Annotated in this window: 13 protein-coding genes; 7 read left to right on the forward strand and 6 right to left on the reverse strand. The window is 64.0% G+C overall.

The window, feature by feature from the left end; all coding sequences use genetic code 11:
- The first annotated feature begins 26 nt into the window (after window positions 1-26).
- On the forward strand, window positions 27-1,205 hold the full coding sequence (locus ACFC2Y_RS05490; RefSeq protein ID WP_375174255.1) for a MalY/PatB family protein: 1,179 nt from the start codon (window positions 27-29) through the stop codon (window positions 1,203-1,205).
- Here the strand turns inward: ACFC2Y_RS05490 and ACFC2Y_RS05495 are convergent, their stop codons facing one another.
- On the reverse strand, window positions 1,206-2,060 hold the full coding sequence (locus ACFC2Y_RS05495) for an EamA family transporter (protein ID WP_375174427.1): 855 nt from the start codon (window positions 2,058-2,060) through the stop codon (window positions 1,206-1,208).
- Between the two features lie 295 nt (window positions 2,061-2,355).
- On the reverse strand, window positions 2,356-3,042 hold the full coding sequence (locus ACFC2Y_RS05500) for a response regulator transcription factor (protein WP_375174254.1): 687 nt from the start codon (window positions 3,040-3,042) through the stop codon (window positions 2,356-2,358).
- A 169-nt stretch (window positions 3,043-3,211) separates the two neighbouring features.
- On the opposite strand from ACFC2Y_RS05500, the gene ribA reads away from it, so the two are divergent.
- Complete coding sequence (gene ribA / locus ACFC2Y_RS05505) at window positions 3,212-4,288, forward strand: GTP cyclohydrolase II (RefSeq protein WP_375174253.1); 1,077 nt, start codon at window positions 3,212-3,214, stop codon at window positions 4,286-4,288.
- Complete coding sequence (locus tag ACFC2Y_RS05510) at window positions 4,288-4,767, forward strand: L,D-transpeptidase (RefSeq protein ID WP_375174252.1); 480 nt, start codon at window positions 4,288-4,290, stop codon at window positions 4,765-4,767. Before ribA ends, ACFC2Y_RS05510 begins: the two co-directional genes overlap by 1 nt.
- A 2-nt stretch (window positions 4,768-4,769) precedes the next feature.
- On the opposite strand, the gene thpD is transcribed toward ACFC2Y_RS05510, so the two are convergent.
- The 3 genes from thpD to ACFC2Y_RS05525 all read right to left on the reverse strand — a co-directional run bounded on the left by thpD (window position 4,770) and on the right by ACFC2Y_RS05525 (window position 7,509).
- Entirely contained in the window at window positions 4,770-5,717 is a 948-nt protein-coding gene (gene thpD / locus ACFC2Y_RS05515; protein ID WP_375174251.1) for an ectoine hydroxylase, read from the reverse strand.
- Between the two features lie 136 nt (window positions 5,718-5,853).
- Window positions 5,854-6,501, reverse strand: a complete 648-nt coding sequence (locus tag ACFC2Y_RS05520; protein ID WP_375174250.1) for a YggS family pyridoxal phosphate-dependent enzyme — start codon at window positions 6,499-6,501, stop codon at window positions 5,854-5,856.
- A gap of 93 nt (window positions 6,502-6,594) precedes the next feature.
- The gene (locus tag ACFC2Y_RS05525; RefSeq protein WP_375174249.1) at window positions 6,595-7,509 is read right to left on the reverse strand and encodes a porin; all 915 of its coding nucleotides are present in this window, start codon (window positions 7,507-7,509) and stop codon (window positions 6,595-6,597) included.
- Window positions 7,510-7,768: 259 nt separating this feature from the next.
- Here ACFC2Y_RS05525 and ACFC2Y_RS05530 point away from each other — a divergent pair, with 259 nt between their 5' ends.
- On the forward strand, window positions 7,769-8,266 hold the full coding sequence (locus ACFC2Y_RS05530; protein ID WP_375174248.1) for a DUF3576 domain-containing protein: 498 nt from the start codon (window positions 7,769-7,771) through the stop codon (window positions 8,264-8,266).
- Window positions 8,267-8,272: 6 nt separating this feature from the next.
- Here ACFC2Y_RS05530 and ACFC2Y_RS05535 read toward each other — a convergent pair whose 3' ends face one another.
- Window positions 8,273-9,517, reverse strand: coding sequence for a glycosyltransferase (locus tag ACFC2Y_RS05535; protein WP_375174247.1), 1,245 nt, complete (start codon window positions 9,515-9,517; stop codon window positions 8,273-8,275).
- A 152-nt stretch (window positions 9,518-9,669) separates the two neighbouring features.
- On the opposite strand from ACFC2Y_RS05535, the gene leuS reads away from it, so the two are divergent.
- The 3 genes from leuS to holA are packed head-to-tail and all read left to right on the forward strand — an operon-like array spanning window position 9,670 to window position 13,749.
- Entirely contained in the window at window positions 9,670-12,234 is a 2,565-nt protein-coding gene (leuS, locus tag ACFC2Y_RS05540; protein ID WP_375174246.1) for a leucine--tRNA ligase, read from the forward strand.
- Between the two features lie 13 nt (window positions 12,235-12,247).
- Window positions 12,248-12,727, forward strand: coding sequence for an LPS assembly lipoprotein LptE (lptE, locus tag ACFC2Y_RS05545; protein WP_375174245.1), 480 nt, complete (start codon window positions 12,248-12,250; stop codon window positions 12,725-12,727).
- Window positions 12,724-13,749 (forward strand): DNA polymerase III subunit delta, encoded by a 1,026-nt coding sequence (gene holA, locus ACFC2Y_RS05550; RefSeq protein ID WP_375174244.1) that lies wholly within the window; start codon window positions 12,724-12,726, stop codon window positions 13,747-13,749. Before lptE ends, holA begins: the two co-directional genes overlap by 4 nt.
- Window positions 13,750-13,834 lie beyond the last annotated feature (85 nt).

Genomic DNA, 13,834 nt, shown 5'->3' on the forward strand with positions numbered 1-13,834 from the left:
CGCATCGAACAACCCCTGGACCCACTATGACGACACCCGATTTCGATACCATCATTGAACGCCGCGGCACCCATTCCGCCAAGTGGGACAAGATGGAGGCTTTCTGCGGCGTTTCCGCCGACGACGGGCTGGCCATGTGGGTGGCGGATATGGATTTCCGCCCGCCGCAGGGCGTGATCGACGCGGTGCGCAACCTCTCCGATCACGGGATCTTCGGCTATTTCGGTGATGACACCGCCTATCTCGACGCGACCTGCTGGTGGATGGAAAACCGCCATGGTTGGACCGTGGACCCGGGCCATATCTTTTCGACCCATGGGCTGGTGAACGGGGCCGGCCTCTGCGTCGATGCCTTCACGCAGCCGGGCGATGCGGTGGTGATGTTCACCCCGATCTACCACGCCTTCTTCCGCGTCATCCGCGCCGCCGGTCGGGATGTGACGCAGCTGGCCATGGCGCTGAACGGCGGACGGTATGAGCTGGATTTCGACAGCTACGACGCGCAGATGACCGGCAAGGAAAAACTGCTGATCCTCTGTTCCCCTCACAACCCCGGCGGCCGCGTCTGGTCGCGGGAGGAGCTGGAGGGCGTGCTCGATTTCGCCCGGCGCCACGATCTGATCATCGTCTCCGACGAAATCCACCACGACCTCGTCCTGCCAGGGCACAAGCATATCCCCATGGCCACGATCCCCGGCGCGGCAGAGCGACTGGTGATGATGACCGCCGCGACCAAGACCTTCAACCTGGCGGGCATGCACACCGGCAATGTCATCATCTCCGACCCCGATTTGCGCCAGGCGTTTGACGCGAGGATGAGTGCCCTTGGCATCTCGCCAAACGCCTTTGGCAAACACATGGTCCCCGCCGCCTATTCGCCGGAGGGGGCCGCCTGGGTCGATGCGCTGATGGACTATGTCGACGGCAACCGGAAGATTTTCGACGAAGGCATGGCGGCGATCCCCGGCATCACGTCGATGCCGCTGGAGGGCACCTACCTTTCCTGGGTGGATTTCGCCAACACCGGTATGACCTCGACCGAGGTGCAGCGCCGCATCCTGAAGGACGCGAAGATCGCCGTGAACCAGGGCGAGACCTTTGGCCTGGGTGGCGAGACATTCCAGCGCTTCAATCTGGCGACGCAACGCTCCCGCGTGGAGGAGGCGGTGGAGCGGATGCAGAAGGCCTTCGCCGACCTGCAGTGATCAGCCCAGGATCACCGCCACCACCCCGGCGACGGAGATCAGCGAGCCGATCAGCCCCCGCGGCCCCATGCTGCGGTCGCCGTGGATCAGCCGGTTCAGCCCGATGGTGATCAGCGGATAGGTCGCCACCACCGGCGACACCTGCACCACCTCACCCATCCCGAGGGCGAGGTACATCATCACCAGCGCCGTGCCATTGCAGAACCCGATCGCCATGAACCACAGGATGCCAGCGCGCGCGCCCGGCGGCGTCTTCTGCCCCGAGGCAAGGCGCGCCGCCCAGATCACCACCGAGGACATGGAATAGGCCAGCAGCGCCGCGCCAAAGGCCGAGGGCCACATCAGAAGCCCCAGCTTGACCACCGGCTGCACCGCCCCGCGCAGGAAGGCCCCCGCCAGCGGCAGCACCAGGAGCCGCAGGTTGGTCGAGGGGATGCGCCGCGCCCGGTCCAGCGCGAGGAAGACCAACCCGGCACAGACCGCCAGGATGCCCACCCATTGCAGCGCCGAGGGCAATTCGCCCAGCAGCAGGATCGCCAGCCCGATGGCAAAGATCGGCGACAGGTTCCCTAGCCCCCCGGTCAGGTTCGGCCCGAGCGCCCGGTTCGACACGAAATTCAGGATCGACACGAAGGCCGGATAGAACACCCCCGCCACCGCAAAGATCGCCACCGCCCGCCAGTCCAGCGTGGTGAAATCCACCGCCACCGGCGTAAGCAGCAGAAACAGCAGGAAAGAGGTGGGCACGCTGAACGACGCCCCGACCAGCGGCGACAGCCATCGCAGCCCGAATGTCGTCAGCACCAGCCCGAGCGCCAGAAAGATCGCCGCGCCGACCGACAGAAGTAAGATCACGTAGTCCAAAGGCCTGTCCCGTCCCTGGCAACAGACTACTGATTCCCCCGCCGCCCGCGAGGACAAAGCGCCGGTGCAGCGACGTTGTTGCAGCCGCAACGCAGCGCCATGCATTTGCAATCGCAGAAAAAAGAAACCCGGGCCGAAGCCCGGGCTAGTCCAACAGGGAGGTGCATATCTTACCCGGATATGCGCGGTATGGTTCTAACTGAAACCTGAAAGCATGTTATCATCATTCAATGAGCAAGAATAAGGCAGGAATTCCTTACCCTGAATCTCCTTTGGGTTGTGGCTTTTATGCCACCAGACGATAACCCCCGCTTTCGGTCACCAGAAGACGGGCGTTCGACGGATCGGGTTCGATCTTTTGCCGCAGCCGGTAGATATGGGTTTCCAGCGTATGGGTCGTGACCCCCGCGTTATAACCCCAGACCTCGTGCAGCAGCACATCCCGCGCCACCACGCCGTCGTTGGAACGGTAGAGGAACTTGAGGATATTGGTCTCTTTCTCCGTCAACCGGATCTTCTTCTCGTCCTCGGTGATGAGCATCTTCATCGATGGGCGGAAGGTGTAGGGGCCAAGCTGGAATACCGCGTCCTCGCTTTGCTCATGCTGCCGCAATTGCGCGCGGATACGGGCCAGCAGAACAGGGAATTTGAACGGCTTGGTGACGTAATCATTCGCCCCGGCGTCTAGGCCGAGGATCGTGTCGGCATCGCTGTCATGCCCGGTCAGCATGATCACCGGCGCCTTCAGACCCTGCTTGCGCAGCACGCGGCACAGCTCCCGCCCGTCGGTATCGGGCAAGCCGACGTCCAGGATGACCAGATCGAACAGGCTCTCCTTGACCTTCTGGGTCGCGCAGCTGCCGCTGTCCGCTTCCAGGACATCGAAATCCTCGGTCATGACCAGCTGCTCACTCAGCGCCTCGCGCAGATCATCATCGTCATCGACCAGCAGAATTCGTTTCAACTGTGGCATGGGGCGTCCTTTCTCCGGTTCGGCGTCCGGTGGTGATCACATGTGTCTGCCTCACGATCCCGGCAAGAATTGCAACGGTGCTCTCACGCCCTCGTGTCCCTGAACATGGTTTTGTTTCAACTTTGTAATTCGGTGCCTTACATAGAGGTTGTTCTGAAAAGGAAGCGCCATGTCGCTGATTCCCGACGATACCGAACGCCTGTCCCGCGCCCGGGCCGATCTGCGCATCGGCCTGCCCGTGGTGCTGCGCGATCAGGATCGGCTGATGCTGATGCTGGCCGTGGAAACCCTGTCCCAGGACCGGCTGGCGGCCCTTGCCACCCTCGGTGGCACCCCGCATCTGGCCATCACCGACCGGCGCGCCGGGACGCTCAAGGCGCGCGCCTATGACGGCGATCTTGCGCGGATCCAACTCCCCCCGGATGTCGGCCTGACCTGGCTCACATCCGTGGCCGATCCGGCGGATGACCTGAGGACGCCGATGAAAGGCCCGCTGAACGCTCTGCGCGAAGGGCCGTCGGATATGGACAGGCTGTCCCTGCGCATCCTCAAAAGCGCCCATCTGCTGCCCGCCGCCCTCAACCTGCCGGTGACGGAGGTGCCCGCCGATCTGACGGTACTGAACGCCGCCGCGACCCGGGCCATCCTGGGCGAGGCCAGCCCGCTGCATCCGGCAATCTCCGCCCGTGTGCCCCTGGCCACGTCGGAAAACAGCCGCGTGCATGTCTTCCGCCCGGAGGACGGCGGCGAGGATCACTACGCGATCGAGATCGGCCGCCCCCCGCGCGACAAACCGGTGCTGGCACGCCTGCATTCTGCCTGTTTCACCGGGGATATCCTCGGCTCGCTGAAGTGCGACTGCGGGCCGCAGCTTCGCGGTGCCCTCGCCCAGATGGGAGAGGAAGGCGCGGGCGTGCTGCTCTACCTCAATCAGGAGGGACGCGGGATCGGTCTGGCCAACAAGATGCGGGCCTATTCGCTGCAAGATCAGGGGTTTGACACGGTCGAGGCCAACCACCGGCTCGGCTTCGAGGATGACGAACGCGATTTCCGCATCGGGGCGGCTTTGCTCAAGGAAATGGGGTTCTCTTCCGTCCGGCTGCTCACCAACAATCCCAGGAAGATCGCGATGATGGAGAAAGCCGGGGTTGGCGTCACCGAACGCGTGCCGCTGAAGGTTGGGGAAAACCCGTTGAACGCCCAGTACCTCGCCACGAAGGCGAAGAAATCGGGCCACTTGTTGTGATGCGACTGACCCCGCAGGGACTGCGCATTGCGGGCCGGACGTTGCCCTGCACCCTGGGCCGTGGCGGTCTGCGTCAGGACAAACAGGAGGGCGACGGCGCCACACCGCGCGGGGTTCATCAGATCACAGGGTGCTTTTACAGACCCGACCGGGTTCCGCCCCCGGCCCCTTGGGCGCAGCCGATCCTGCCGGGCATGCTCTGGTCCGACGCGCCACAGGATGACGCCTACAATCACCTCGTGCACGCGCCCTACCCCGCCAGCCACGAAGCCTTGCGCCGCGCCGATCCACTCTATGACATCGTACTGACCACCGACTGGAACTGGCCGAATGCGGTTCCCGGCGCAGGCTCCGCCATCTTCCTGCATCAGTGGCGGCGGCCGGGTTTTCCGACCGAAGGCTGCCTTGCCTTCAGCCGGGTGTCGATCCGCTGGATCGCGGCCCGCGCAGCGCCCGGCACACCGCTCCTGATCGCCTGACGTCAGCCTTTGCGAAGATCGCCCCGGATCGACCGGATCGGCACCGGCGCGCCCCGGTTCGCCAGATACGGCGGCCGCGGTCGCGGTGCAGCGAAGGGATCTGTGAGCGCGTTGGACACCGCGTTGTAGACGAAGAAGGCGTTGGAACGCGGCATCGGTGTGATGTTGCCGTTCGATCCATGCAGCGTGTTGCAATCAAAAAAGATCACCGTCCCCGCCGGGCCGGTCGCGTGGTCGATCCCTGCCTCAGCGGCCAGTTTTTTCAGGGTAGCACGGGACGGCACGCCCACCTCCTGCCGCTTGAGACTGGATTCGTGGTTGTCCTCGGGCGTTTCACCCTGGGTCGAGACATAGACGTCCTGCGACCCGGGAATCAGCATCAACGGCCCGTTGAGCGACGTATTGTCGGTCAGCAACAGCGATGCCGACACGGCCCGCATGCGCGGCATTCCGTCCTCCGCATGCCAGGTTTCGAAATCCGAATGCCAGTAGAATTCTTTCCCGGAAAAGCCCGGTTTGTAGTTCAGGCGGCTTTGATGAAGGTACACGTTGTCGCCCAGAAGAAAGGATGCCACTCCGGCCATCCGTTCATCACGGGACACGCGGTCGAACAGGGTGCTGTGCTCGTCCAGCCGGAAGATCGTCCGCACGGCCTGCGACTCGGGCTCGGTCACGAGGTCCTCGGCACGGATTTTCCGACCATTTTCACGCAGATCCTGGCTGACGTCGATCAGGTGCCGCACCTCGGCTTCGTCGAACATGCCATGTCGGACCAGATACCCCTTTTCGGCATAGCTTTCCGCTTCGTCCCGGCTGATCGGGGCCTCCTCGGTCCACTCGGACCATAGCACCGGATCCTCGCGGGACAGCAGCTTCTCCTCAGCCCGCTGACGCGTCGGATAGGCATCGTCCTCCCGGACTGATCGCAGTGTTGGGCTTTGAACGTTCATCACGCTCTCCTTTCGTCGATTGTGAGGTCTTCGCCCGCCAGCACGACGGGCCACCACCTCAACAACTCGGAAAAGTAGAGGTTCCATAGATCACGATGACAGCGCCACCATCAAGGACGCGCAGGCGCGATCGGTGTCAGTCCCGCGCGCCGAAAATAGCTGACCCGACACGCACATGCGTCGCACCAAGCGCAATCGCCTGTTCGAAATCGCCGCTCATTCCCATCGAGAGGCCAGTCAGCCCATTCCGCGCGGCAATCTTGGCCAGCAGGGCGAAATGCAGCGACGGCGCCTCCTCCACCGGAGGGATACACATCAGCCCTGTCAGCGGCAGGCCAAGCGCCCGGACCTCCTTGATGAACGCATCCGCCTCCTGCGGCAGGACCCCGGCCTTTTGCGGTTCCTCACCGGTGTTCACCTGAATGAACAGCTCCGGACAGGTGCCCGTCTCATCCGCGATCCGGGCAATGGCGGTGGCGAGCTTCGGGCGGTCGACGGAATGGATCGCCTGGGCCAGCTCCATGGCCTGGCGCACCTTGTTGGATTGTAGCGGTCCGATGATGTGCAGGTCGATCCCGTCGAAATCCTCGCGGAATGCGGGCCACTTTCCGGCGGCCTCCTGCACCCGGTTCTCACCGAACACCCGATGCCCTTCCTCCAGCACCGCGCGCACGCGGTCGTCGGGCTGCATCTTGGAGACGGCGATCAGGGTCACGTCGGCGGGGTCGCGCCCGGCGTCGGTGGCGGCCTTGGTCATGCGGGTGGTGATTTCGGTCAGGGACATGGCCCAAGGGATGCCACGGCGCATGACCGGCGTCCAGAAACGAAATGGGCAGGCCCGGAGGCCTGCCCACACAATCCGATCTAAGTGCGAAACTTAGAAGGAGAACGAAACGCCCATGGAGGCGATCGAGTTGGTGCCGTTCTGACGCTCGCCGTACTGAGCGAATGCAGTTGCGCCACCGCCCAGATCGTAGGTGCCCATCAGGTTCCACATTTCGGTACCTGCGGTGTCGGAGTCGCCGTACATTGCAGCAACCATCACGCCGTTGGCGGAGTAGCCAGCGGAGATGTTCCAGGTGCCGTTGAACGGACCAGCTGCGTCGCCGTCTGCGTAGCCTGCGCCAACCGAGAACGCGCCGAATGCTGCGCGACCGGAGATACCCCAGTAGTCGGAACCGGTCTGGGATTCGAACGCTGCACCGATGGTGACGTTTGCACCGCCGAGGTCGCCGGAGTATTTGATGCCGACGCCGGTGGAGTCATCGAGACCCGCGTAGGACAGCGATGCGGTGATGCCGCCAGCTGCGTACTCGAGGCGAGCGATGTTGCCGCCATCGTTGTTGTCGATGAAGCTGTCCATTGCCCAGTTTTCGTAGCCGATACCGGCGATACGATGAACTTCGGTCATGGAGCGGTCGAACGCGCCATCGGTGTTACCGAAGGTGAAGGACAGTGCGCCAGCTTTGGCGGAGAACACGGCGGTCGGTGCAACAGCGGCCGATTTGGCGTAGTTGTTGTTGCCCAGGATGGCGTTACCGTGGGAGAACGCGGAAACGGCGCCGCCCATGCCTTCCATTTCGACGGTGGCCGACAGGGACACGCCGCCGTCGGTTTCGGTCGTACCGGTGAAGTACAGGTCGAAGTTGTTGATCAGGTTGGTGACTTTTGCAGCTGCACCTGCCTGAGTTTGGATGACACCAAAGCCGGCACGGCCCGAAATGGACACGTCCGCGGCTGCGACGCCTGCGGTGGCAACCAGTGCCGTCGTCGCGAAGAGAATCTTTTTCATGGGTTTTCCCTCGATTTCACAAGTCAGCCCAGCCCGGTTGCCCGTCTGGGTATGACAGTCGTTTCGCTCTTTTCACCCTGTCTTTGCAAGTGGTCGAAGTTGGCGCGGGGGTTTCAGCACTTAAATGGTGCAGCTTTGCCACAGTCGCGCCGCCCCCTGGCCCGCCCGGCCCGCCCCCCTTCTGCGGGCGGGATAAATCTTGTTTCTACCTCGCGCGTTCATTAGGAGTGGTCGAGACTGCCGATATGGAACTGCACTTATGACGCTCAAGGCCATAGCACGAACCACAATTCTATGCGTTGCCGCTTTCTCCCTCGCGGATTGTGGGCGCCTGCCTCGTTTCGTAGGGACAGAACCCGGCGCAGCGCGCGAGATTGCGGAGCAGCGACGCGTGGACGAACAGGGCCGCCAGGTCACCACGATCTGGGAAGCCCTGCGCCTGCAACGTGATTCGGGCGACAAGGTCGCGGTCAACCGCTACCTCTGGAATGCCTCGCTGCAGGTTCTTGATTTCCTCCCCGTGCAATCGGTCGATCCCTTTACCGGCGTGATCGTCACAGGCTATGGCACCCCGCCCGGCGGCGGCCGCGCCTATCGCGCCACGATCTACGTGACCGACCCCGCGCTTGATGCCCGGTCGCTCAACGTCTCGATCCTGACGCGCAGCGGCCCTGTTGCCGTCGGCACGCAACGGGCCGTCGAAGACGCGATCCTGACCCGCGCCCGCCAGCTCCGCTCCGCCGACCGCAACCTCTGAGCCCGGTCAGAGCGGCGCTGTCGACAGGCGCTCCACCCAGTCCATCTGCCGTGGCAGACAGACGGTGGAGAGGTCGTAGTTCTGCACGATGCACTCCCGCGCCGCCGCGCCCAGACGCGCCCGCAGCGCCTTGTCCTCCAGCAAGGTGATGGTTTCATCGACCAGCGCCTCCGCATCGAAGAAATCCACCAGCCTGGCCGTTGCATCATGTTCCAGCGCATCGACCACCGGCGCGGTCGACGAGGCCACGATCGCCGCCTGACACGACATGGCTTCGAACAAAGACCACGACAGAACAAAGGGATAGGTCAGATACAGGTGCACCCGCGACACCTGCAGCAGCGACACGAACTGCGAATAGGGGATCCGGCCCAGGAAATGCACCCGCGCCCAGTCCTCGTCCGGGATCTGGCCGCGCACCTCGTCGAGGTAGATCTGTTTCCAGGTCTTGCCCTTGGGCGGTTGCGCACCATAGCTGACACCATCGCCCCCCACGACCAGAACCTGCGCCTGGGGCCGTTCGCGCAGCAGACGCGGCAGGGCCCGCATGAAGATGTGATACCCCCGATAGGGTTCGAGGTTGCGGTTGACGAAGGTCACGACCTCATCCTGCCGCGTCACGACCCGTCCGTCCGGCAGGGCAAAGGCCGCATCCTCGTTCGGCATCAGCACGTTGGTGTCGATCCCGTCATGAATCACGCTGATCTTGTCGCGGAACGGCTGCGGAAAGGTATCCGCCTGGAACCGCGTCGGCGACAGGCCCAGGTGAGCCACGTCGAAATGCAGGAAATTGTTGATGTTCTTCATCCGGATCCGCAGCGCATCCGCCTCGGGATCTTTGGCGGGAAACTCCGGATCGAAGTTGATATGCGGGTAGTCGGTGAGGTGGAAGAACTCGCAATAGATGCCCAGACGCGCCTCCGGCCAGACATCGCGCAGGAACATCGATTCCCCCCAGCCATGATGCGCGATGATGATGTCCGGCGAATAGCCCGCATCCCGCATCTCGCGCGCGGCACGGTAACAGGATTCGGCCCGCGTCACCTTGCTGTCGAAATCCAGCACCCAGGGGTGGGTCTTCTGTTCCGCCCGCTTGATGATCCCGTAAGGCACCAGATCGACCCCGTTCCAGCTGCGCCGTTCCTTGACCCGCAGGGTCAGCGCCGTGACGGAATGCCCCGCAGCGGCAAGCGCCACGGACAAATGCTTGAATTGGCCCGGGAAATTCTGGTGGATGAAGAGTATTTTCATAAGGTCGGCTTGCCTGTTTGGGGATCACTATAACCACGGACGCGAAACAGCGACAATCACGGACCGCGCGCTACCCTCTGGACCCTAGGACGCCACCCGAATATCACCCACGCCCAAAGGGATGACCCGCAGAGATACACGAGAGGACCGGCATGTCGCGCTACACCGCCGCCGAGATCGAACCGAAATGGCAGAAGGCCTGGGATGAGGCCGGGATTTTCCAGGCCCGTCGCGAGGGCGGAAAGCCCAAATACTACGTGCTGGAGATGTTCCCCTACCCCTCGGGCCGCATCCACATCGGCCACGTGCGGAACTACACCATGGGCGACGTGGTCGCGCGCTACAAACGCGCCACGGGCCACAACGTGCTGCACCCCATGGGCTTTGACGCTTTCGGGATGCCCGCCGAGAACGCCGCGATGGCCAATGGCGGCCACCCCAAGGACTGGACCTATTCCAACATCGACACGATGGTCGGCCAGATGAAGCCGCTTGGCTTCTCTCTCGACTGGACGCGGATGTTCGCGACCTGCGACCCGGAATATTACGGCCAGCAGCAGGCGCTGTTCCTCGACTTCCTGGAAAAGGGCCTCGTCTACCGCAAGAACGCCGTGGTGAACTGGGACCCGGTCGACATGACCGTGCTGGCCAACGAACAGGTCGAGGACGGGCGCGGCTGGCGCTCCGGCGCGCTGGTCGAACGGCGCGAGCTGACGCAGTGGTTCTTCAAGATCTCCGAGTACTCCGACGAGCTCCTGAGCGCTTTGGATACCCTCGACAACTGGCCCGCCAAGGTGAAGACCATGCAGGCCAACTGGATCGGCAAGTCGCGCGGGCTGCAATTCGCCTTCGGCCTCACCGACACCTCGCACGGCTATGACCGGGTGGAGGTCTACACGACCCGCCCCGACACCCTGCTTGGCGCGTCCTTTGTCGGCATCTCCCCCGACCACCCGCTGGCGAAAGAGCTGGAGCGTCACGATCCCAAGGTGGCCGAATTCTGCGTCAACGCACGCAAGGGCGGCACCACCGAAGAAGCGATCGAAAAGGCGGAAAAGCTGGGATACGACACCGGCCTGACCGTGCGCCATCCCTTTGATACCGCGTGGGAACTGCCCGTCTATATCGCCAACTTCATCCTGATGGACTACGGCACCGGCGCGATCTTTGGCTGCCCCGGCCATGACGAGCGCGACCATGAGTTTGCCCGGAAATACGGTCTGCCGATCATCGACACCTTCCTTCCCGTGGATGGCGAGCATGATATCCAGCAGGCCCCCTTCGTCCCCGCCAAGACCGAAAAGGTCCGCTACACCCGCCTCGTCGCGGGTGAGGCGGTCCAGACCGGTGAAGACGCTGTCAACGCCGCCGTCGACTTTTGCGAAAAGAACGGCGTCGGCCATGGCGTGACCAAGTTCCGCTTGCGCGACTGGGGCCTGTCGCGCCAACGCTATTGGGGCTGCCCGATCCCGGTGGTTCATTGCGGCGACTGCGGCGTCGTGCCCGAGAAGAAAGAGAACCTCCCCATCCAGTTGCCCTATGACGAGGGCGACAAGCCGATCGACTTCTCCATCCCCGGCAACCCGCTGGACCGCCACCCGACCTGGCGCGATTGCGAATGCCCCGCTTGTGGCAAACCGGCCAGGCGCGAAACCGATACGATGGATACTTTCGTCGATTCGTCCTGGTACTTCGCCCGCTTCACCGCGCCGCGCGCTGAAACGCCGACGATCATGGAAGACGCCGAGTATTGGATGAACGTCGACCAGTATATCGGCGGCATCGAACACGCGATCCTGCACCTGCTCTATTCCCGCTTCTTCGCCCGCGCGATGCATGTCTGCGGCCACCTGCCCGAAACCGCGAAGGAACCATTTGACGCGCTGTTCACGCAGGGCATGGTGACCCATGCGATCTACCAGACCAAAAAGGACGGCCGCCCAGTCTATCACTATCCCGAGGATGTGGAACTGAAGGACGGCAAGGGCTTCCTCAAGGACGGGACGGAGGTCGAAATCATCCCCTCCGCCAAGATGTCCAAGTCGAAGAACAACGTCGTCGACCCGGTCGCCATCATCAGCCAATACGGCGCCGACACCGCCCGCTGGTTCGTCCTGTCCGACAGCCCGCCGGAGCGGGACGTCGAATGGACCGCAGCCGGCGCCGAGGCCGCGTCGAAACACCTCGCCCGCGTCTATCGCCTGGCCGCCGAACTGGGCGACGCCCCGGCGAGCGAGGCGGAGGATACCGCCCTCCTGCGCGAGATGCACAAGACCATCCATGACGTGACCGGCGGCATCGACAGCTTTGGCTTCAACGCCTCCATCGCGAAACTCTACGGTTTCACCAACACCATCGCCAAATCCAAGGCCGGGGCGGAGGCCAAGCGCACCGCCCTGAAGACCCTGGCGCAGCTGATGTCGCCGATGACCCCGCACCTGGCAGAAGAGATCTGGACGCTGCTCGGTGGTGAGGGTCTGATCGCCCAGGCCGCCTGGCCCGTCGCGGACGATGCCATGCTGGTGGACGACACTGTCACCCTGCCGATCCAGGTCAATGGCAAGCGGCGTGGCGAGATCACGGTGCCCAAGGACATGGACAAGGCCGAGGTTGAAAAGCTGGCGCTGGCGGATGAAGGTGTTCTCAGGACGCTGGACGGGGCCCAGCCCAAGAAGGTCATCGTTGTCCCCGGGCGGATCGTGAATGTCGTCATGTGACCGACGCAAAGTCTTGACCCTGCTGGCCGCCACCCCGCTGGCGGCCTGCGGCTTTACACCCGCCTATGGACCACAGGGCGGGGCGCAGGCTCTGCTGCGGAATATCGAGGTGCGCGCGCCGGTCACCCGGACGGATTACCTGATGACCCGCCACCTGGAGGAGCGTCTGGGCCGCTCAAACGCTGCGGACTACCGCCTCGACTACACGCTGAAGATCGAGGAAGAGCGGATCGCCATCACCGCCAACAACATCACCCGCCGGTTCAACCTGATCGGCACGGCGGAATACCGGCTGACCGCGCCGGGCGGCACCCTGATCACCAAGGGCGCGGTCGATACCTTCACCGGCTATTCCGCCACCGGCTCGACCGTCGCCACCCGCGCCGCGCGCAGCGATGCGGAGGAACGGCTGACCACGATCCTTGCAGACCGCATCGTCACCCGCCTGATCGCCGCCGCCCCGGCGCTGCGGTCCGCGACCCCGGGCACATGAAACTCTCGCCCCGCGACGCCAACGGCTATTTCGCCCGGCCCGATCCCGACAGGATGGGCCTGCTGATCTACGGCATGGACGCCATGCGCATCGCCCTCAAACGGCAGGAGGTCATCGCCGCCCTCGTCGGCCCCCAGGGCGAGGAGGAAATGCGCCTCACCCGCCTGCCCGCCGCCGATGTGCGCCGCGACCCGGCCCTGCTGACCGATGCGATCAAGGCGGTCGGCTTCTTCCCCGGACCGCGCGTCGTCTTTGTCGAGGATGCGAACGAAACGCACACGCCGGCGATCCTGCCTGCGCTGGAGGACTGGCGCGAGGGCGACGCCCAGGTCGTGATCACGGCCGGAAACCTGAAAAAGACCTCGAAACTGCGCAAGACCTTCGAGGACCACAAGAATGCCTATGCCGCCGCTATCTACGACAACCCGCCCACGCGGGACGAGATCGAGGCAGAGCTGAAACGCGCTGGTTTACAGCGCCTCGGACCGGAGGCCCTGCGCGACCTCACCGCCCTGGCCACCACGGTCGATCCCGGTGATTTCCGTCAGATCCTGGAAAAGCTCGTGCTTTACAAACACGGCGACGACACCCCCGCCACCCCCGAGGACGTGGCCGCCGTCGCCCCAGTGACGACGGAGGCGGAGGTCGATGACATCCTGGACATCGTGGCCGAGGCCAAGACCGGCGAAATCGGCCCCCTGATGCAACGCCTGCGCGGCCAGGGGATCGCGCCGGTCACGATTTGCATCGGCTTGCTGCGCCATTTCCGGACGCTCTACGCCGTGGCCGCCGCCCCCGGTGGCGTGGCCGAGGGCATCAACCGGGTCCGCCCCCCGGTCTACGGCCCGCGCCGTGACCGCATCGCCCGGCAGGCCCAGACCTGGGGCGTTCTCAAGCTGCAGCAGGCGCTGAGTGTGATCACCGAAACCGACCTGGCCCTGCGGTCCGCCGCCCAGACGGCCCCGGCCATGGCCCTGGTCGAACGGTCGCTGATCCGACTCGCCATGATGGCACGGCGTTAACGCGCGGGCGGAATTGCAGCCCCGCGACGCCGCCTCTTGGACCATGCCGCCACATCACGGTGGATTTTCCCCGGGGTTTACTGTT

Origin of the sequence: Pseudooceanicola sp. (genome assembly GCF_041987405.1) — a bacterium.
GTDB lineage: Bacteria > Pseudomonadota > Alphaproteobacteria > Rhodobacterales > Rhodobacteraceae > Pseudooceanicola.